The following is an 18299-nucleotide window of genomic DNA, read 5'->3' as shown; positions in this document are numbered from 1 at the left end:
CCTCGATGCCCGCATTGCCGATCGTCGGCCCCGACGGTCGGGCCGTCGCGGAAGTGCCGCATCGTCGGCTGCCCTTGTGGCTGAAACGCCCCTTGCCGGCGTCCGGCGGCATGGGGCCCACGGCGCAGTTGATCGAAGAACTCGGCCTGGAGACGATTTGCGAGTCGGGGAAGTGTCCGAATCGCTCGGAGTGCTGGACCCGCAAGACCGCCTCGTTCATGATCCTCGGCGAGGTCTGCACCCGCCCGTGCGGCTTCTGCTCGGTCCCCCGGGGCAAGCCCGACGCCCCGGCGATCGACGAGCCCGACCGCCTGGCCGAGGCCTGCGCCCGGCTCGGCCTGAAGCACGTCGTCATCACGTCCGTAACCCGGGACGACCTGCCCGACGGCGGCGCCGACCACTTCCGCCGCTGCGTCCTGGCCGTCCGGGAGCGTACCGGGGCCGTCGTCGAGGTCCTGACGCCCGACTTCGACGGCGACACGACGGCCATCGACATCGTGCTCTCGGCCTCTCCCGAGGTGTTCAACCATAACCTCGAAACCGTCGCCCGGTTGCAGCGTTACGTGCGGCGGAAGAGCCAGTATGCCGTGAGCCTGGCCGTCCTGAAGCACGCGAAGCAGGCCCGGCCCGACCTGTTGACCAAGAGCGGCCTGATGCTGGGCCTCGGCGAGACGACCGAGGAGGTCGTCGAGACGATGAGCGACCTCCGCGACGTGGGGTGCGACCTGTTGACGATCGGCCAGTACCTCCGCCCCTCGCCGAAGCACCTGCCGGTCGAGCGTTACCTGCCCCCCGAGGAATTCGACGACCTGGGTCGGATCGCCCGGTCGCTCGGCTTCTCGGATGTCGCCAGTGGCCCCTTCGTGCGATCGAGTTACCATGCCGACCGGATGGCCATGTCGTCCTCCGGGCCGGCCTCGGAGGGATGAGGCCGGCCCGGGAGATGCCTTCCCGGCGTGTCGCTCGCGTTGACCCGGATTCGAATTCCCCCAAGGAACGAGCCAACCCGGCCATGACTCCTCCCCTGAAATCATCGACCCTCGTGCTGGCCTTGTTTTCGCCGGTGGCGGTCCTGTCGGGCTGCGGGGGCAACGACCCCGCGCCGGCTGCCGCGCCCTCGGACGAACCGCTCAAGCTGGGCGACGACTCGCCCCTCGACCAACTCGGGGCCGATCCGGGTCAGGGCTGAGGGGTGGGCTCACCTCGCCCACGCGATTGATTGGTTTCTCGAGGAGCAAGAATTCCGCGGGCGAGGCCGGCTTCACGAAATCTTCGTCATTCGCACACAACATTCTGGCTTGAACGTGGTAATCTGACTGCTGCCGAGATAAATTGATCGTGGAAGGCTTCGATTTGAGGCTTGCGCAGTCCCGTTGACGGCCATCCATCTTCGGGATCACTGCGATCCTTCGTTTCCAGCCGGCGAGTGAGTGAGCGACGATGTTCAGAAAAATGCTGGTAATGCTCATTACCACAAACGTACTCTTCCTGGCCTTTCTGCTCCCCGGCTGCGGTTCCGAGTCGGGACGGGCCCCGGTTGATGGAGAGCCTCCTGTCCCGACGCCCGAGGAAAAAGCCGAGCTGAAAGTCGATTACAGCCAGAAGTAAGCCCGCCGACGCGACTCGCCATTTCGCTCCTTCCCTGACCTTCATGTCCCATCTTCCGCCCAAACGTGCTCCAAGAGGCAACCATGAACGCTGCCGTTCGCAACCGGCCCACACGATCCGGTTTCACGCTGATTGAATTGCTCGTCGTCATCGCCATCATCGGTGTCCTGATCGCCTTGCTGCTGCCCGCCGTCCAGAGCGCTCGTGAGGCTGCCCGACGGAGCCAGTGCATCAATAACCTGAAGCAACTCGCCCTCGCGGCGAACACGTACGAGAGCACCTACGGGAGCCTTCCGTCCGGCAACCTCAACCAGCGATGGGCCGGCGGCGGGAACGTCTGGTATACCGGCATCAACAGCTTCGCCCTCATGCTCCCCTTCGTCGAGGCCGGCTCGCTGTTCGAGGCGTACAACTTCGACCTCTCCATGCGAGACGGGGCCAACGTCACGGCCGCGGCGACGAACCTCTCGGTCCTCTGGTGCCCGAGCGACCCGGAAGTCTCGGAACTCAACCCGTTGCACCCCTGGTACGACTTCCAGCCGCCCGGCTTCACCCAGGCCGCTCGGAGCTACGTCGGCAACCGCGGCACCTTCTGGATGACCGACTTCCGCTACAACACCCTCGACCCGTGCTATGCTCCGGTGACCCGCACGGCCACCGGCACCATCTTCGACGGCAGCGCCGTCAAGCTCTCGGAAGTGCGGGATGGCACCAGCAACACCTTCCTCTTCAGTGAAGCGGCCTTCGGCGAACTCTGGCCCGACTCCCGCAAGTACTGGAATCGCTGGTGGCACTCCGGCTGGATGGAAGACGCCTTCTTCGACACGACCGCCCCGATCAACAAGGCCGGCCCCGGCAAGACCGCGCATAGCTGGCACAGCGTGACCGCGACCTCCAGCTACCACCCCGGCGGGGCCAACTTCGCCTTCGTCGACGGCTCGGTCCGCTTCATCAAGGACACGATCAACACCTGGCAGCTCGGCACCGACGGCATGCCGATCGGCCATCAGGCCCAGACCTGCGGGAGCTGGACCTACTACACCCAGGGAGCCGCCGTCCCCGGCGTCTACCAGGCCCTCTCGACCCGCCGAGGCGGCGAGGTCATCAGCGCCGATCAATATTGATCGGCTCGCCTGATTCGGGTCCTCCGAACGTTGGGTTGAACGTCGCGCCGGGACGGCCTTCGGGGTCGTCTCGGCGTCGTCATGCGCGAACCAGGCAGCGCCGAACTCATTCTGCTAGATGAATCCTTCGTGCCAGTTCGGTATGATGGTCTCTTGGCTTCGTTGTTCTCCGTCCGTCGGCTCATCCCGAGCCACTGATCCCAAGCCAGCCTGAACGATCGAGACCCGCCCGATGCCCGCGACGCTGTTCGAGAAGGTCTGGAACCGCCACGTCGTGACCTCGACCGAGGACGCGACCTTGCTCTACATCGACCGGCACCTCGTCCACGAGGTCACCAGCCCCCAGGCCTTCGAGGGGCTCCGCCTCACCGGCCGGAAGGTGCGGCGGCCCGACCTGACATTCGCCACCCCCGACCACAACATCCCGACCGACGACCAGCTCGACATCAAGGACGCCCTCTCCCGCCGGCAGGTCGAGGCCCTGCGGTCCAACTGCCGCGAGTTCGGCGTCCGCCTCTACGACGTCGGCAGCGGCCACCAGGGGATCGTCCACGTGGTCGGCCCCGAGCTGGGGATCACCCTGCCCGGCCTGACCATCGTCTGCGGCGACAGCCACACCAGCACCCACGGCGCCTTCGGTGCGCTCGCCTTCGGCATCGGCACGAGCGAGGTCGAGCACGTCCTGGCCACCCAGACGCTCTGGCAAGGGCTCCGGCCGAAGTCGTACGGCATCGAGGTGACCGGCACCCTCGCGCCCGGCCTGGAGCCGAAGGACATCATCCTGGCGATCATCCGGGCCATCGGCACCGGCGGCGGCACGGGGACCGTGTTCGAGTACTACGGGCCGGCGATCGAGGCCCTTTCGATGGAAGGCCGGATGACCATCTGCAACATGTCGATCGAGGCCGGGGCCCGCGCGGGCATGATCGGCCCCGACGACACGACCTTCGCCTTCCTCTCCCGGGAAGAACGGCCGTTCGCCCCCAGGGGGGCCGCGTTCGACGCCGCAGTCGAGGACTGGCAGGCCCTGCGGACCGACGACCCCTCGGCGTTCGACAAGCACCTGACCATCGACGCCTCGTCGCTCGTCCCCCAGGTCACCTGGGGGACGAATCCGGGCATGACCGTCGACGTGACCGGCGTGATCCCCGACCCGAGCGAGGTCCCGTTCGCCTCTCGCGACGATGCCGAGCGGGCCCTGGCCTACATGGGCCTGAAGCCGGGGACGCCGATCAGCGAGATCCCGGTCGATGTCGTCTTCATCGGCTCGTGCACGAACGGCCGGATCGAGGACCTCCGCTCCGCCGCCGCCGTGCTCAAGGGGCGGAAGGTGTCGCCGAGCGTCCGCGCCATGGTCGTCCCCGGCAGCGAGGCCGTCCGCGCCCAGGCCGAGGCCGAGGGGCTCGGCCGCGTCTTCACCGAGGCCGGGGCCGAGTGGCGGATGTCCGGCTGCTCGATGTGCCTGGCCATGAATCCCGACAAGCTCACCCCCGGCCAGCGGTCCGCCAGCACCTCGAACCGGAACTTCGAAGGCCGACAGGGGCCGGGCGGTCGCACCCACCTCGTCAGCCCCGCCATGGCCGCCGCCGCCGCCGTCGCCGGCCACTTTACCGATGTTCGCAAACTACTCGGTTCAGCTTGATCCGCCATGCATCCCAATGTCCAATTTTCGAGCGGGATGACCTGATGGCAAAGGCGATGAGCGGTTCCGGGAGACGAGGGCCACGTGAGCCAGACAAGAATTACCAGGTCTTTGTCAGTCACGCCACAGCAGACAAATGGATCGCCAGGATCCTCTGCGAGAAGTTAGAATCCATTGGTGCGACAACCTTCCGAGACGATCGAGATATCGACGGGGGAGATGACATCCCGGAGGCCATTCGACTTCAAATCAAGAGATCCAAAGAACTCGTTGTCTTATTAACACCGAAATCGGTCGATCGCACGTGGGTCACTCTCGAAATCGGTGCCGCTTGGGGTTGGAGTAAAAACCTGCGGATCGTAGTCGTGCTCTACCACGTTGACGTCGATCCAATCCCAGAGATGCTTAAGTCGAAGAAGGCGATTTTTCTTAACGACCTTGACGATTATCTCGCCGAAGTCGAGAAGCGAGTCAAGAAGCATTCCCGATGACTAATCCCGCTGAAAGTTACGACGTCTTTCTCTCATCGGCAGCCGCCGACCGCGGCGTTGCTATGGTTGTCCGTCGCGCGATCGAAGATAGAGGCTTGAGCGTATTCTCAGCGGAAAATTTGAAGGTCGGCGCACCGTCTGAAGACGTCATCAGGTCAGCAATGGCAGATGCTAGAGTGTTCGTGGCCGTTCTCTCTCGGTTGTCAATGAATTCTCCATCCATTGCCATCGAACTTGGCGCCGCGATGGCATGGGGGAAAGCAATTTATCTGCTGCTGGAGGGTATCGGACCGGCAGAGCTTCCGAGTGCACTACTACGTTATCGCTCTATCCCTGCCTCGAAGTTAGCAGACGCGATCAAAGAAATCGAGAAGAGCATTGAGCCTGTAACCGTTGAGCAAGCAGGTGTCTTGTCTGAATTGTACGCCGCAGTGGGAGTCCCGACAGATCAACTTGCGAACAGGCCCTCGGCACTCGATCAACTGACTCATCGATTCAACAAACGTCTCGGCAGCTCCTTTTCGCCGGAGCGTGTTCTCCAGGAATTGATTCGACTTCGGAAACGAGGCGGGCTTCCCAAACTTAACCGCAAAACAGGTTGAGCGAGGTACCTGCCGTCTGTGGCACTTTTCATCACCCTAACTTTTTCCGAGATCATGGATCCGTTTACCACCCACCGCGGCAAGGTCGCCCTGCTCGACTGGAGCGACGTGAACACCGACCTGATCATCCCGGCCCGTTACCTGAAGCGGGTCGAGCGGACCGGGTACGGCCCCCTGCTCTTCGCCGACAAGCGGTACGCCCCCGGCGGCGCCCCCGAGCCGGACGCCCCCGAGCAGCACGGCCCGATTGCCGACGACTTCCCGCTGAACCGGCCCGAGGCCCAGGGGGCCACCATCCTCGTCGTCGGCCGCAATTTCGGCTGCGGATCGAGCCGCGAGCACGCGGTCTGGGCCGTCCAGCAGGCCGGCTATCGGGCCCTGATCGCACCGATCAAGGGGGAAGGGTTCGCCGATATTTTCGAAGGCAACGCCTACAACAACGGCCTCCTGCCCATCGAGCTGCCCGAGGCCGACTGGCAGACCATCGCCGACATTTCCCGATCCGACCCGGAGCTGCACGCCACGATCGACCTGAAGGCAGGCACGATCCAGCTCCATCCGTCGCAGGGGGGCGAGCCTGCGGCGATCTCCTTCGACGTCTCGGAAGGAGACCGCCATCGCCTGCTGCTCGGCCTCGATGCCATCGGCGAGACCCTCCAGCACGACGCGCAGATCGCCTCCTACGAGCAGCAGGCCCCGGCCTGGGCCGGGGCCCCGGGGGCGTGACGCGCCTCGAGCTCGATCAAGAACTGCTTGCGCCAGAGCCCGCCGTTGTAGCCGCATAGGCGTCCTCCCGACGCAATCACGCGGTGGCACGGGACCACGATCGCCAACCGGTTCCGGCCGTTCGCCCGCCCCACCGCGCGGACGGCCGTCGCCCTCCCCATCGATCTCGCCTGTTCCGCATAGGTCCGCGTCTCGCCGAAGGGGATCGTGCGCAAGGCCTCCCAGGCGTCACGCTCGAACGGCGTGCCGATGAACGTCAGTGGGAGCGTAAAGGCGTTGCGGCGGCCCTCGAAATAGTCGGCCAGTTCGCGTGAGAGCCGCTCCAGCAACGGGTGATCCCCGTCTTCCAGGAGGACGGTTCGCCCCTGCCCCATCGCGCGCCGTTCGTTGCCCGGCAGGTCGTGCTCCGCGAACTCGAGCAACGCAAGCCCTTGATCCGACGCTCCGGCGCGCATCGGACCGATCGGGGTGTCGATCCGCCTCGACGTCAGGACGATCGGATTCCGGGAATCGAGGGTGTGGTCTTCGATCGTCGTCATGGAACCTCACGCCCCCAGGGAATGGAGTTGGATCAACCGTTCACTCTCGAACTTTAACACGAAGCCCGAGGTCAGCCGGTAGCGAGCGTCGCCCGATTGTCGCTACCATCAACCCTCAACCACTCCCCAGAACGTTCGGAGAATCGGGCATGCCTCACCGGATTACCCTGCAACGCCTCACGCTTGCCCTGGCAGCGCTCACGATCACGACGTCGGCCCGAGCCGACGAGCCTTCAGATGTGGCACCGGGCTACGATATTCCGCTGATCGATCTGGCCGGGCAGTCGGATCGGCAGGTGGTCGTCGATCGAGAGCCGGGGCAATATCTCGGGCACCCGACGACCGTCCTGCTCGACGATGGCCGGACGATGATCGTCGTCTACCCCAAAGGGCACGGGCGCGGCCCGATCGTGATGAAGCGGAGCGAGGACGGCGGCCGATCGTGGTCCGATCGCCTGCCCGTCCCCGAGAACTGGGCGACGTCTCAGGAAACCCCCACGATCCACCGCGTCGTCGATCGCGAGGGGACCGGACGGCTGATCCTCTTCTCGGGCCTTTACCCCATCCGAATGGCGGTCAGCGAGGACGACGGCCAGACCTGGACCCCGCTCGAGCCGATCGGGGACTTCGGCGGCATCGTCGCGATGTCTTCGCTGGAACGCCTGAGCGACGGCTCGTACATGGCCCTCTTCCACGACGACGGCCGCTTTCTCCGGGGGGACGGGCAGGTCAAATCGTTCCAGGTCTTCAAGACCCTTTCCACCGACGGCGGACTGACCTGGAGCGAGCCGGAAGTCATCGCCGAGCACCCCACCGCCCACCTGTGCGAACCCGGCCTGATCCGATCCCCCGACGGCTCCCAGATCGCCGTCTTGCTCCGCGAGAATAGCAGGCAACACAATTCCTTCCTCATCGTCTCCGACGATGAAGGGGCCACCTGGAGCGAGCCCAGGGAGCTGCCGGGGGCCTTGACGGGCGACCGCCATGTCGGGAAATACGCTCCCGACGGCCGCCTGTTCCTCTCGTTTCGAGACACGACGCGGGAAAGCCCGACCCGAGGCGACTGGGTCGGTTGGGTCGGCACCTACGATGATCTCGTCGACGGGCGTCAGGGCCAGTACCGCGTCCGCCTCATGGAGAACCATCGGGGGGCCGACTGCGCCTACCCCGGCGTCGAAATCCTCCCCGATGGGACGTTCGTCACCACGACGTACGGCCACTGGGCCGAAGGGGAAGCCCCCTACATCGTGAGCGTCCGCTTCTCGCTCGACGAACTCGACGCCATGAACGATTAGGAACGGGCCAACCCAGCGAGGCCAGTGAGTGCTCGCTGGGTTTCCTTACGTCGATCGAGGTTGATTGGCCGAGGAGGCAATCGGCCGAGCAGCGAGAGAGGTGAGCGATCGAAAAAACTACCCGGCCAGGACTCGAACCTGGAAAAACAGGACCAAAACCTGTTGTGATACCAATTTCACCACCGGGTAAACAGCGGTCGTTCGATCGACTGACGTAGTGTACCAGATGACGCGAGCGTCGAAAAGGTTCGACCGCGTCTCCTCGATCAACTTACTGCCGGGATGTCGCCGGCCTCTCGGCTCGCGGACTGGGTGTTGTGGACCGAGTAGGCGAGATGTTCGAGCTGGACGCTCAGGTCGACCGCGACGACGCTCACGTCCTGCGGCACGAAGAGGGCCGTGGGCGTGAAGTTCAACAAGCCCCGGATCCCCGCCGCCACCAACTGATCCGCCACGCGCTGGGCCGACTCGGCCGGGACGCAGATCATCGCCAGCCGAAGCCCCTCGGAGGCGACGGTCTGGGGGAGATCGTCGAGGTGCTTGACGGTCAGGCCTTCGATACACTGGCCCACTTTCCTCGGGTCATTATCGAACAGGGTGACCAGATGGAATCGTCGGACCCGGAACCCTTTGTAGCCGAGCAGGGCTCGACCCAGGTTCCCCAGCCCCACCAGGGCGGTCGGCCAGTCGCGATCGACCCCGAGAATCGTCCGCAGCTCGGTGATCAGATCCGCGATGCGATAGCCCAGGCCGGGCTGGCCGAACTGCCCGAAATACGCCAGATCCTTGCGGACCTGCGCATCGTTCAGCCCTAACGACTTGCCGAGCTGGCTGCTCGAGATCGTCTCTCTCCCCTGGCGGGCAAATGTCTCCAGTTGCCGGAGGTAAAGGCTCAAACGCCCGACGACCGCCTTGGGGGCAGGCTTCGGCGACGGATTGTCGTGCTGAGGCTCCCGCACCAGACCGGACCCTCCTGGTTGGGGACGGGGCGACCGAGGACCAAGTCGGTTCTGGACTTCCGCTTGCGAGGGCATCGTTTCGCCGGAGATTTCGGAAACGACTCAAAACCGCCTTTCCGCCGCCAAAACGTCATGTTCGATCGGTCAAAACCATCCTTTTCCCAGACATCCACCCTACTGAGATTATCGGGAAGTCTGTCAAGTGGTCAAGCGTCATCGGACGCTCGCCACCACGGGCGAACGATCTGTCCGCTCAGCATCACATCGCCATCGAGGACGGAAACGCGATGCCGAGCGAGTCGGATCGCCTCGGCCATCCGGGCGACCCCTTCGCCGCGAAAGGGGGAGTAGGCGTGCGAGCCCCCTTCCAGGGTCGGAGCGATGAAGACCTCGACCGCGTCGACTTCTCCCGCGTCGAGGAACGCGCCGAGCACCCGGCCCCCGCCCTCGACCAGGAGGTTCGTCAGGCCGCGGCGCCCCAGCTCATCGAGCACCTCGGGGACTGGAACGGGGCCTCGTTCGCCGACGACGATCGGTTCCACGCCCAACCGCCGAAGGGCTTGCACCCGGTCGGGCGGGGCCGCCCCGGACACCATCAACCAGACCGGGACCGAACGAGCGGTCTGGGCGAGCTTCGAATCGAGGGGCAGGCGGGCGGTCGAGTCGAGGACGATGCGGGCCGGGCATCTCGGGCCGCTCGGCCGCGCCGTCAGCTCGGGGTCGTCGAGAAACACGGTGCCGATCCCGACCAGGATGCCGTCCATCCGACCGCGCAAGGCGTGGACGACGCCCCGGGATCTCGGATTCGAGATCCACTTGCTGTCTCCGGAGCGGCACGCGGTCTTCCCGTCGAGCGTCATGGCCCATTTGGCCGTGACGAACGGGCGGCCGAGTGCGAGTCGTTTCAGGTACGGGGCGTTCAAGGCCCGGGCTTCCGCCTCCTCGACACCCGAGACGACACCCAGTCCCGCGGCGGCCAGGCGGGCGAATCCCCCGCCGTCGACCCGAGGGAAGGGATCGCGCATGGCGGCCACGACCTTCGAAACCCCGGCCGCGAGAACCGCCTCGGTGCAGGGCGGCGTCTTGCCGACGTGGCAACACGGCTCCAGCGTGACGTAGAGCGTCGCCCCGCGAGCCGCCTCCCCTGCGGCCTGCAGGGCGACCACCTCGGCATGAGGCCCCCCATAGCGGCCATGATGCCCGACCGAAACCAGCGTCCCCTCGCGGACGATCACGGCGCCGACCATCGGATTCGGCTCGACCGCTCCGAGCCCCCGTGCGGCCTCCGCCAGCGCCAGGCGCATCCAGTGACGGTCTTCCTCGGTCGCGATTGACACGGTCGCACCAATCTCCGGACGGTTCAAAACGGATTGACCAGCGACGGGCGCCCCTCGGCAGGGGGCGACGAGGCCCCGGGCACGGGCGGAGTCGCGGGCCGGGCGGTTTCCAGCCAGCGAGTCAGATCCGGGTCGCTGAGCGCGAGCTGCCGAAGCCCTCTCAGCCGCAATCGAACCACCTCGGGAGGGAGCGGGTCCAGGAGGTCGCGATACCAATGCGGCAACCGGGCCTCGAAGGCGGCGAGATCGGCCGGAGAGGCGCCATCGGGACGCTCTCGGAGCCTCCGAAGGTATTCCATCTCGGCCATCCGCAGCAGGGATAACCGGGCCGCGTCCAGCCGAGCCGCATTGGCGTTGGCCCGCAATCCCTCCCCCTGAGGCCCCGAGGCCCCGGGGGCCCGCCTCACGAAGCTGCCCGGCCCTCCGCCGAAGGGGCGATTGCCCGGCGGCCCGGCGTCATCCAGGAGCCAGGCACTCAGATCCGCGACCTCCGGCATCAGGCGCCCCCCCCGGGGCCCGAGCCTGCCCTGCTCGTCCAGGATGGCTCGAAACGCCTCGCGGACGCCGGGGGCGTGTTCGATCTGCCGATCGCGGGCGAACTCGCGAAGCATCGCAATCACCTCGTCGAGGGATCGCGCGGATTCCGCCTGGCGACGGTCCCGATCGTCCAGCAAGGCCCAAACCCGCAGCAGGCTGGCGGCGTCGTACAGCGGGATGGGATTGAAGGTGTCGGCCCGAAACCAGAGGGCCAGGTCAAGGCCGGGCGACTCGGGCGTGGAGTCTGGACCCAGGTGTTGCCGAAGGATCGCGAAACGCTGTTCCGCGGAGGCCGAGAGGAAGGTGCGTTGGGATTCCTCATCGAGCCTGCGAAACCAGGCCCCGAAGCGGCGCAAGAGGTCGAGGTGGCGCTTGCGTTCCTCGGGGTCGAGACGCTCGATCGCCTGGTCGAGAGCTCGGATCGCCTGCTGCTCGGAGTCCGGCAGCCGGTCGAAGCGATCGAGCGATGACGACAACGCATGCCGGGCCTGCGGCGGCACCTCGGCGAGGCGCGCGAGGCCTGAGGTCACGGACCCGACCACCACCGGCAAGGTCATGGCCGAGAGCGTCATCAGGGCGAGAAACCGCGAGCCGAGGACCATCACACCCGTGTCGCCGGTCAGTCCGACGCCTCCTTGAACAGCGTGGAATCGTCGAGGCGTCGGAGAAACTCGAACGACCCGACCGCCTGGTAATCCTCCAGGCGTTCGGCGATCGTCAGATCGCGAGCCAGCCGGGCCGTCGGGTCGGGCCAGATCCAACGGGTCGCGGCGTACCCGCTCACACCGCCGAGCGCGAGCACCACCAGCGCGACCGCCAGACTGACCAGCCGACGCACGACGACCCGGGCCGCTCCGACCAGGCGGTCATCTCCGTCGGGGCGCTCCGAAGCGAGAGTGAGGGTTCGCTCCGTGAAGGCGTCATCCGCCGGAGGTCGGGGGAGAAGGTCGAGGAGATCCCAGGTCGACCTGAGCGAATCAATCTCACGACGACCCGAGAGACTCCGGGTGAGCTTCTCCTCGAGGATTCGAACGCGATCCTCGGCCAGTTCACCATCGAGGTACGCAACGAGGTCGGCTCGTTCGTCGGCAGTCAGCCTGAGATGATCCGCCATGGTGCACCCGCCTCGCGACCGTTCACAGGGACGCTCCGAGCACGCCTCGCCCTCGTTGCCCGGCCGCGATTCGATCGACTACGGCATCGGACGCCAGGGGGAGCGGCTTAATCCTCCATCCGTGCCGGGCACGGATGTGATCGCGTGAATCTGCCTTCCCGTCCCGCCCCCAAGGGTCAGACGGGAAGACCAATTCGTCTCAAATTAACGGAAGCCGCCTCCGAAGCCTCCCATCCCGCGTCCCACACCACCCATGCCGCCACCCATACCACCACCCATCCGACCACCGCCCATCCCTCCCATGCGGCCACCTCCCATGCGGCCGACACCACGGGCCTGGGGGAGCCGGGCCGAGGAGGCGGCCCGGGTTTCTCCGGGGGCTCCGGTGCGGGCGCCGTAGAAATAGCGCTGGGATCGGCCGAAATAGCCGCTGGGGCCGGGGCCGGCGGCCTGACCGGGCAGGAGCACGGTGGGAGGCCGCGTGTACGGCCGATCTTCGAGCGGGACCATCCGGTACGGGTCGTCCATCTCGTAGATCGTGCTGGCCCGGGCCGCCTCGGCATTGGCCCGACGCGCCTGGGAGTAGAGGTTGATCGCCTCGTTCGAGCCACCGGCCATCTGCGCGGCGAGGGCCTGGTTCCTCGGCAGGTAGTACCCGTAATAGGCGCTGAACGGGTCGAATTGCCCGGAGCCGAACCCGGGGGGCAGGTTCGGGACGAATTGAGCCCGAGCCGACGGGGAGATGGCCAGCAAGCCGATGGCGACGACGAGACCGATCCGGAATCGTGACATTACAGCCACCTCTTCTCAGTTTGAGGCGGGAGGGGCAATCGGCCGGGGACCATCCCCGGTTGCAAAGCCTCGCCGATTCAAGCAACGCTCGGTATTTTGAGTATATCGCCCACCCCGCCCGAGGCCAACCACCCGCGATGAGGGGTCCCCGGGTCCGAGTCGTCCGATCGCACCGATGGCGCGGGACGAGCGGGTCATTCCTGATCGAGATCCAGGACCGATGCCAGCATTCGACGACAAGACCTGGGAATTACTCAAGGCAATGTTCCTGATGGCCATCGTGCTGGCCATCGTCGCCCTGGGAATCCAGCTGATCACGGTCTACCGACGGCGGCTCACCCGCCCGTCATCCGACTCCAGGGAAGAGCAGGCCGAGCTGTTCCGCGAGGCTTACGAATCGGGCGAGATCGACACCGACGAGTACCGCCAGATCAAGGACGCGCTCGATCGAGGGCAGGCCCCTCCCCCCCTCAAGATTGCCGGCCACTCCCGCTTGAAAACAGCGTCCGGAACCGATGTCGGAGAGCATCCGGGAACCGCCCCTCGACACGCCGGAACCACTCCGACATCGGATCACGCCGATGAACGTGCGAGCAAAGACGAAGGGCCTGACCTGCCTCGTTCAGAGTAATCGGGATCGCCTGGTTCCCCCGGACGAGTGATCGCCGTCGATGCTCGTCGAAGGAACCCTGGTCAGTCATCGAACCTCGGTTCTCGCCGCCGGCTCGATCGTCGATTCAAAAAGTCCGGTGGATCCGGTCGGCATCTCGGGCGGGATTGATCCCGAGACTGCTTTCTCGAATGAACGCCGCGAACTCGGCCACCTCGGGGACCTGCCCGAGATCGGCCTCGATGCGTTCCAGGGCGGTCGTCCGGGTCCGGCCCTCCTTGTAGAGGATCCGGTACGCGTCGCGGAGGGCATTGATGGCCTTGACCGAGAAGCCCGCCCGACGCAAGCCGACCAGATTCAGGCCCGAAACCGCGTTGTACCCCTGCAGGAGCACGAACGGCGGCACATCCTTGGTCGTCGAGCCCAGCCCGCCGATCATCGCCAGGCGGCCGATCCGCACGTGCTGCTGCACGGCAGCATGGGCCGAGAGGATACAGCCGTCCTGCAGCTCGGCATGGCCGCCGATCAGGGCGCCGTTGACGATGGTGCAGCCGTCCCCGACGATCGCGTCATGCCCGATGTGGGAGCCGATCATCAGGTAATTGCGATGGCCGATGCGGGTCTCGCCCCGGGCCGAGGTCCCCCGGTGAATCGTCACGTATTCCCGGATCACGTTCCCATCACCCACGATCAGGCGGGTGGAATCGCCGGGATCGCGACGATGCTGGGGGGCCTTGCCCAGCACGGCGCCATGACCGATGAAGTTGTCGCGCCCCAGTTCCATGGGGCCGGTCAGGCAGGCATGGCCTTCGATCACGCAGCCCGGGCCGATCGAGACCGGCCCTTCCACGATTGCGAAGGGGCCGACCTGGACGTCGGGGGCCAGTACGGCCTCGGCGCTAATGACGGCCGTCGGGTGGATCAGTTCCGAGTCCGCGAGTGTCATCGGCATTGCCAGTGCCTCCTGCTGCGGCCGCGGGCAACATCCTGTCGCCCTGTGCGAAAGAAATCATCGGCAGTCCGACCACCGTGATTTGCGATTGTTTTGGACGGAAGCGCGTGTCGAGGTCGGGTGGAGGACACGCGGCGAAGGACCGAACGGGATTGTCACCTTCAATCGGCCCGTCCCTGCTCCACTCATGACAGCGAGACGGGTTGGCCCGAACGGGCGCTCTGCACCTCGGCATGACAGAGGACGAGGGCCTGTCGGGCCAGTTCTCCCGAGAGTTCGGCCGCGGGCTGCCCCGACTGGACCGCGGCGACCGCGGCCCCGATCTCCTGGGCAAATGCGTCGATCGGGTCGCCGCTGCCCAGTTCCGGGTGCTCGACCTTCCCGTCCGGCAGGATCACCGAGACGGGCATCGCCAGGTGGAAATGGTCGCCCAGGGTCGCGGCCTCGAAGGCCAGCGTCGCCCCTTCCAGATACAGCTCGTAGCCGTGGGTGAACGGCCGGCCCGAATGGCTCAGGGCGCCCGAGACGGCCGAGACGGCCAGGTCGGGGTCGTCGTAGAGGTACTGGGTGGTCAGGTGGAGCGCCACGCCGTCCTCGGACACCCCTCTGCTCTGCACGGCCTTCGGCACGCCGCAGACGAGTCCGATGAAGTGCGTGTCGTGAATGTGCAGGTCGATCGCGGGCCCGCCGTTCCGCTGCAGATCGGCCACGCCGCTCGACCAGTCGGGCTTGGAGATGACCCGCTTGAAGTGCGCGGCCTTGAGCCGACCGTATCGCCCCGAGGCCACCGCCTCGCGGGCGAACGCGAATTCCGGGAAGTACGGCAGGACGTGGGCGACCATCAGCAATCGGCCCGCCTTCCGGGCGGCGGCCACCATGCGGTCGGCATCGTCGGTCGACAGCGCGATCGGCTTCTCGACGAGGACGTGCTTGCCGGCCTCGAGGGCCTTGATGGCCATGTCGGCGTGCTGCTCGTTCGGCAGGCAGAGGTCGACCAGTTGCACGCGATCGTCGGCGAGCATCTCGTCGAATTCGGCGTACGCATGGATCCCCGAAAGGTCCATCTGCGTCCCTTTCGGGCCGAAGTTCCCCTGGATGCCCGTCCAGTCGCCCGATCGTTTCTTGGGGTCTCGGCTGCAGATGGCGACCACGCCGGCGTCCGCGAGCTTGCGGGCCGCCAGGAAGTGGATCATGCCCATGAAGCCGATGCCGGCGATCCCGATCCCGACCATCGCACCACCCCAACCCAAGAGTCGCGAGACGAATTCGAACCGGACAAGGTCCCCGATCGAGGAAGCCCTGACCTATTGTGGAGGGCACCATAGCACGCCCTCGACCCCCTGACAAGGCCGGGGGACGCCGCTCCTGACGACTTCTCTCCCCTCAAATTGCATGAGACAATGCCCGTCCCAACCCCCAGACCCCGAAACCGAGGGGTCGGACCCCAAGGGAGCCTTCGCCCATGACTCGATTCCCGCAACTGGTCATCATCATTTGCTCGGCCACGGCGACCGTCGTCGCCGCCCATCCGGCCCGGGCCCAGGATCCCGCGGTTGAGCAGAATCGCCGATTGGGTCGCGGCATCAACCTCGGCAATGCGCTCGAAGCCCCCAACGAGGGCGAGTGGGGGATGGTCCTGGAAGCCTCGTATTTCGACGCGATCGCCGAGGCCGGATTCGACTCGGTGCGCCTGCCGATCCGCTGGTCGAACCACGCGATGCGCGAGGCCCCCTACACCATCGACCCCGAGTTCTTCGGTCGCGTCGACTGGGCGATTCGCCAGGCGACGTCCCGCGGGTTGCAGATGGTGATCAATTTCCACCACTACGAGGAGCTTTACGAGGCGCCGGAGGCCGAGCGGACGCGGTTCCTGGGCCTCTGGGAGCAGGTCGCCGAGCGGTATCGAAGCCTCCCCCCTTCGGTCGTCTTCGAGATCCTCAACGAACCTCACGGCAACCTCGACGACGCCCGGTGGAACACCCTGCTCGTCGAGGCGCTCGGGGTGATCCGATCATCAAACCCCGATCGGATCGTCATCGTCGGGCCGGCGAGCTGGAACAATTACCGAGCCCTCGACACATTGCAATTGCCCGGGGACGACCGCCGGATCATCGTCACCTTCCATTACTACGACCCCTTCCAGTTCACGCATCAAGGGGCGGAATGGGTCGAGAACTCCGATCCGTGGCTCGGGACCACCTGGGGGGGTTCGGACTCGGAACGGGCAGACGTCACGACCGCCTTCGACCAGGTGGCCGGGTGGGCGAAGGAGCACGACCGACCGATCTATCTCGGCGAGTTCGGCGCCTACTCTCGGGCCGACCTGAATTCTCGCGTCCAATGGACCGCGTTCATCGCCAGGCAGGCGGAGCAGCGAGGCTTCTCGTGGGCCTACTGGGAATTCGGCTCGGGCTTCGGCGCGTTCGATCGCGAGCGAGGGCAGTGGCGGTCGGGATTACTCCGGGCACTGGTTCCCGCGACCGGGCCTCGGAATCGCCCGTGATCCCATCGCATCAGCAGTCTCACCCGGCAATCACTCGCTCGAAGATCGAGGCGGTTGCGGGTTTCCCCGGGCGGATTCGCGCGGGATTATGAGGGCAGCTTCATCCCAGGAGGACTCCCATGACCGATCCGATCTCGCGTCGCAATTTCCTCGCTTCCACGGCCCTGGCCGGCGGTGCCCTCGCCGCCGGCACGTCCCTGGGAGCGGCCCCCGGGCCGCACCCGAGGCCCCAAAACCCCGGGCCGAACGAGCAGATCACGCTCGGGTTCATCGGCACCGGCGGCATGGGCCGCGGCCTGATCAACACGTTCAGGCGTTTCGACGACGTCCGGATCGCCGCCGTCTGCGACGTCTACGAGCCGCACGCGCTCGAGGCCGTCTCCACCTCCGGCGCGAACCCGGACGTTTACGACGACTTCCGCCGCGTGATCGACCGCCAGGACATCGACGCGGTCGTCATCGCCACGCCCGACCACTGGCACGCCATCCCGAGCATCCTCGCCTGCCAGGCCGGGAAGGACGTCTATTGCGAGAAGCCGCTCGCCTGGTCGATCGGCGAGGGGAGCCGCGTGGCCCAGGCGTCGGAGAAGCACGATCGCGTCACCCAGATGGGCAACCTGATCCACGCGACCGACAACTACCACCGGATCGCCGAGATCGTGCAGTCCGGCTGCCTCGGCAAGATCACCAAGGCCCGCGTCTGGATGGTCCGCGACGGGAAGAGCGACTTCCTCGGGAATCCGGAGAACGGCACGCCCCCGGCCGGCTGCGATTACGAGATGTGGCTCGGACCGGCCCCCGATCGGCCGTTCAACCCGAACCGGTTCACCTTCAACTGGCGCTTCTTCTGGGATTACGGCGGCGGGTTCCTCTCCGACTTCGTCTGCCACCTGGTCGACCCGGTCCTCTGGGGCATGAAGGCCACGGCCCCCGAATTCATCGTCGCCAGCGGAGGCCGCTACGCGCTCGACGACAACGGCCAGACCCCCGACACGCTCGAAGTCGCCTACCGGTTCCCGGCCGACTGGCAGCTCATCTGGAGCCTCCAGACGAGCGCACCGCACGGATTCCGGGGCCGATCCTCCGGCATCGAATTCGTGGGGACCAAGGGGACACTGCACGGACACTACAACGATTACGTCATCATCCCGAATCCCGGCGAGGAGATCGTCGAGCCCGAGCCGACCCTGCCGCGATCGCCGGGGCACCATCGCGAGTGGCTCAACAAGATCAAGTCCCGCGAGCTCTGCTCGTGCAACTTCCGCTACGGCCACGAGCTGTCCGCGGTCGGCCACCTCGGCAACATCGCCCTCCGGACCCAGGAGGCCCTGACCTGGGACAGCGACGCCGAACGTTTCACCAACTCCGACGACGCCAACGGCTACCTCTTCCGGGAGGAGTACCGCAAGCCCTGGGCATTGCCGGAGGTCTGAGCAGGCCACGCCCGGGCAGCTCGCGCCGCAAACCA

General features: G+C 66.2%; 20 protein-coding genes and 1 tRNA gene. 11 read left to right on the top strand and 10 right to left on the bottom strand.

Annotation, left to right across the window (positions count from 1 at the left end; translation table 11 throughout):
- The first annotated feature begins 5 nt into the window (after positions 1-5).
- The gene (gene lipA / locus AB1L88_RS00655) at positions 6-929 is read left to right on the top strand and encodes a lipoyl synthase (protein ID WP_367095042.1); all 924 of its coding nucleotides are present in this window, start codon (positions 6-8) and stop codon (positions 927-929) included.
- An 83-nt stretch (positions 930-1012) separates the two neighbouring features.
- Complete coding sequence (locus tag AB1L88_RS00650; RefSeq protein ID WP_367094691.1) at positions 1013-1189, top strand: hypothetical protein; 177 nt, start codon at positions 1013-1015, stop codon at positions 1187-1189.
- Between the two features lie 86 nt (positions 1190-1275).
- Here the strand turns inward: AB1L88_RS00650 and AB1L88_RS00645 are convergent, their stop codons facing one another.
- Complete coding sequence (locus AB1L88_RS00645) at positions 1276-1653, bottom strand: hypothetical protein (RefSeq protein ID WP_367094690.1); 378 nt, start codon at positions 1651-1653, stop codon at positions 1276-1278.
- 38 nt (positions 1654-1691) lie between these two features.
- Between AB1L88_RS00645 and AB1L88_RS00640 the strand changes: the two genes are divergently transcribed.
- The 5 genes from AB1L88_RS00640 (at position 1692) to leuD (ending at position 6193) form a co-directional block, all read left to right on the top strand.
- A complete protein-coding gene (locus tag AB1L88_RS00640) occupies positions 1692-2732 on the top strand; it encodes a DUF1559 domain-containing protein (RefSeq protein WP_367094689.1) in 1041 nt (346 codons plus the stop codon).
- A gap of 232 nt (positions 2733-2964) precedes the next feature.
- Positions 2965-4374 carry a 3-isopropylmalate dehydratase large subunit gene (gene leuC / locus AB1L88_RS00635; RefSeq protein ID WP_367094688.1) on the top strand — a complete coding sequence of 470 codons (1410 nt, stop codon included), beginning with the start codon at positions 2965-2967 and terminating at the stop codon, positions 4372-4374.
- A 44-nt stretch (positions 4375-4418) separates the two neighbouring features.
- Positions 4419-4865 (top strand): toll/interleukin-1 receptor domain-containing protein, encoded by a 447-nt coding sequence (locus tag AB1L88_RS00630; RefSeq protein ID WP_367094687.1) that lies wholly within the window; start codon positions 4419-4421, stop codon positions 4863-4865.
- On the top strand, positions 4862-5467 hold the full coding sequence (locus AB1L88_RS00625; protein WP_367094686.1) for a toll/interleukin-1 receptor domain-containing protein: 606 nt from the start codon (positions 4862-4864) through the stop codon (positions 5465-5467). Before AB1L88_RS00630 ends, AB1L88_RS00625 begins: the two co-directional genes overlap by 4 nt.
- A gap of 54 nt (positions 5468-5521) precedes the next feature.
- Positions 5522-6193 (top strand): 3-isopropylmalate dehydratase small subunit, encoded by a 672-nt coding sequence (gene leuD, locus AB1L88_RS00620; RefSeq protein ID WP_367094685.1) that lies wholly within the window; start codon positions 5522-5524, stop codon positions 6191-6193.
- On the opposite strand, the gene AB1L88_RS00615 is transcribed toward leuD, so the two are convergent.
- Entirely contained in the window at positions 6148-6732 is a 585-nt protein-coding gene (locus AB1L88_RS00615) for a methylated-DNA--[protein]-cysteine S-methyltransferase (RefSeq protein ID WP_367094684.1), read from the bottom strand. The two genes, leuD and AB1L88_RS00615, sit on opposite strands and share 46 nt — an antisense overlap.
- A 149-nt stretch (positions 6733-6881) precedes the next feature.
- On the opposite strand from AB1L88_RS00615, the gene AB1L88_RS00610 reads away from it, so the two are divergent.
- Positions 6882-8027, top strand: coding sequence for a sialidase family protein (locus AB1L88_RS00610; RefSeq protein ID WP_367094683.1), 1146 nt, complete (start codon positions 6882-6884; stop codon positions 8025-8027).
- Between the two features lie 117 nt (positions 8028-8144).
- On the opposite strand, the gene AB1L88_RS00605 is transcribed toward AB1L88_RS00610, so the two are convergent.
- The 6 genes from AB1L88_RS00605 to AB1L88_RS00580 form a co-directional block, all read right to left on the bottom strand.
- Positions 8145-8216: transfer RNA gene (locus tag AB1L88_RS00605), tRNA-Gln, on the bottom strand.
- 77 nt (positions 8217-8293) lie between these two features.
- Positions 8294-8986 carry a redox-sensing transcriptional repressor Rex gene (locus AB1L88_RS00600; RefSeq protein ID WP_367094682.1) on the bottom strand — a complete coding sequence of 231 codons (693 nt, stop codon included), beginning with the start codon at positions 8984-8986 and terminating at the stop codon, positions 8294-8296.
- A 206-nt stretch (positions 8987-9192) separates the two neighbouring features.
- Positions 9193-10323 (bottom strand): bifunctional diaminohydroxyphosphoribosylaminopyrimidine deaminase/5-amino-6-(5-phosphoribosylamino)uracil reductase RibD, encoded by a 1131-nt coding sequence (gene ribD, locus AB1L88_RS00595; protein WP_367094681.1) that lies wholly within the window; start codon positions 10321-10323, stop codon positions 9193-9195.
- A gap of 23 nt (positions 10324-10346) precedes the next feature.
- Positions 10347-11462, bottom strand: a complete 1116-nt coding sequence (locus AB1L88_RS00590) for a hypothetical protein (protein ID WP_367094680.1) — start codon at positions 11460-11462, stop codon at positions 10347-10349.
- Positions 11463-11479: 17 nt separating this feature from the next.
- Positions 11480-11974 (bottom strand): hypothetical protein, encoded by a 495-nt coding sequence (locus AB1L88_RS00585; protein ID WP_367094679.1) that lies wholly within the window; start codon positions 11972-11974, stop codon positions 11480-11482.
- 204 nt (positions 11975-12178) lie between these two features.
- A complete protein-coding gene (locus AB1L88_RS00580) occupies positions 12179-12766 on the bottom strand; it encodes a hypothetical protein (RefSeq protein ID WP_367094678.1) in 588 nt (195 codons plus the stop codon).
- 220 nt (positions 12767-12986) lie between these two features.
- Between AB1L88_RS00580 and AB1L88_RS00575 the strand changes: the two genes are divergently transcribed.
- The gene (locus AB1L88_RS00575) at positions 12987-13397 is read left to right on the top strand and encodes a hypothetical protein (protein ID WP_367094677.1); all 411 of its coding nucleotides are present in this window, start codon (positions 12987-12989) and stop codon (positions 13395-13397) included.
- A gap of 106 nt (positions 13398-13503) precedes the next feature.
- On the opposite strand, the gene lpxA is transcribed toward AB1L88_RS00575, so the two are convergent.
- Both lpxA and AB1L88_RS00565 read right to left on the bottom strand, forming a co-directional pair.
- On the bottom strand, positions 13504-14328 hold the full coding sequence (gene lpxA, locus AB1L88_RS00570) for an acyl-ACP--UDP-N-acetylglucosamine O-acyltransferase (protein WP_367094676.1): 825 nt from the start codon (positions 14326-14328) through the stop codon (positions 13504-13506).
- 185 nt (positions 14329-14513) lie between these two features.
- Positions 14514-15560, bottom strand: coding sequence for a Gfo/Idh/MocA family oxidoreductase (locus AB1L88_RS00565; RefSeq protein ID WP_367094675.1), 1047 nt, complete (start codon positions 15558-15560; stop codon positions 14514-14516).
- A 230-nt stretch (positions 15561-15790) separates the two neighbouring features.
- On the opposite strand from AB1L88_RS00565, the gene AB1L88_RS00560 reads away from it, so the two are divergent.
- Together AB1L88_RS00560 and AB1L88_RS00555 are read left to right on the top strand one after the other, a co-directional pair.
- Complete coding sequence (locus tag AB1L88_RS00560; RefSeq protein ID WP_367094674.1) at positions 15791-16831, top strand: glycoside hydrolase family 5 protein; 1041 nt, start codon at positions 15791-15793, stop codon at positions 16829-16831.
- A gap of 119 nt (positions 16832-16950) precedes the next feature.
- Complete coding sequence (locus AB1L88_RS00555; RefSeq protein WP_367094673.1) at positions 16951-18264, top strand: Gfo/Idh/MocA family oxidoreductase; 1314 nt, start codon at positions 16951-16953, stop codon at positions 18262-18264.
- Positions 18265-18299: the final 35 nt, after the last annotated feature.

This window comes from Tautonia sp. JC769 (assembly GCF_040717455.1).
GTDB lineage: Bacteria > Planctomycetota > Planctomycetia > Isosphaerales > Isosphaeraceae > Tautonia.
The sequence above is the reverse complement of the archived record's forward strand: the minus strand, read 5'-3'. Positions and strand labels throughout refer to the sequence as shown.

Coding starts and splice junctions, on each gene's coding strand:
- lipA (WP_367095042.1), top strand. CDS start 6: ATGCCCGCATTGCCGATCGTCGGCCCCGACGGTCGGGCCGTCGCGGAA.
- AB1L88_RS00650 (WP_367094691.1), top strand. CDS start 1,013: ATGACTCCTCCCCTGAAATCATCGACCCTCGTGCTGGCCTTGTTTTCG.
- AB1L88_RS00645 (WP_367094690.1), bottom strand. CDS start 1,653: ATGAAGGTCAGGGAAGGAGCGAAATGGCGAGTCGCGTCGGCGGGCTTA.
- AB1L88_RS00640 (WP_367094689.1), top strand. CDS start 1,692: ATGAACGCTGCCGTTCGCAACCGGCCCACACGATCCGGTTTCACGCTG.
- leuC (WP_367094688.1), top strand. CDS start 2,965: ATGCCCGCGACGCTGTTCGAGAAGGTCTGGAACCGCCACGTCGTGACC.
- AB1L88_RS00630 (WP_367094687.1), top strand. CDS start 4,419: ATGGCAAAGGCGATGAGCGGTTCCGGGAGACGAGGGCCACGTGAGCCA.
- AB1L88_RS00625 (WP_367094686.1), top strand. CDS start 4,862: ATGACTAATCCCGCTGAAAGTTACGACGTCTTTCTCTCATCGGCAGCC.
- leuD (WP_367094685.1), top strand. CDS start 5,522: ATGGATCCGTTTACCACCCACCGCGGCAAGGTCGCCCTGCTCGACTGG.
- AB1L88_RS00615 (WP_367094684.1), bottom strand. CDS start 6,732: ATGACGACGATCGAAGACCACACCCTCGATTCCCGGAATCCGATCGTC.
- AB1L88_RS00610 (WP_367094683.1), top strand. CDS start 6,882: ATGCCTCACCGGATTACCCTGCAACGCCTCACGCTTGCCCTGGCAGCG.
- AB1L88_RS00590 (WP_367094680.1), bottom strand. CDS start 11,462: ATGGTCCTCGGCTCGCGGTTTCTCGCCCTGATGACGCTCTCGGCCATG.
- AB1L88_RS00585 (WP_367094679.1), bottom strand. CDS start 11,974: ATGGCGGATCATCTCAGGCTGACTGCCGACGAACGAGCCGACCTCGTT.
- AB1L88_RS00580 (WP_367094678.1), bottom strand. CDS start 12,766: ATGTCACGATTCCGGATCGGTCTCGTCGTCGCCATCGGCTTGCTGGCC.
- AB1L88_RS00575 (WP_367094677.1), top strand. CDS start 12,987: ATGCCAGCATTCGACGACAAGACCTGGGAATTACTCAAGGCAATGTTC.
- lpxA (WP_367094676.1), bottom strand. CDS start 14,328: ATGCCGATGACACTCGCGGACTCGGAACTGATCCACCCGACGGCCGTC.
- AB1L88_RS00565 (WP_367094675.1), bottom strand. CDS start 15,560: ATGGTCGGGATCGGGATCGCCGGCATCGGCTTCATGGGCATGATCCAC.
- AB1L88_RS00560 (WP_367094674.1), top strand. CDS start 15,791: ATGACTCGATTCCCGCAACTGGTCATCATCATTTGCTCGGCCACGGCG.
- AB1L88_RS00555 (WP_367094673.1), top strand. CDS start 16,951: ATGACCGATCCGATCTCGCGTCGCAATTTCCTCGCTTCCACGGCCCTG.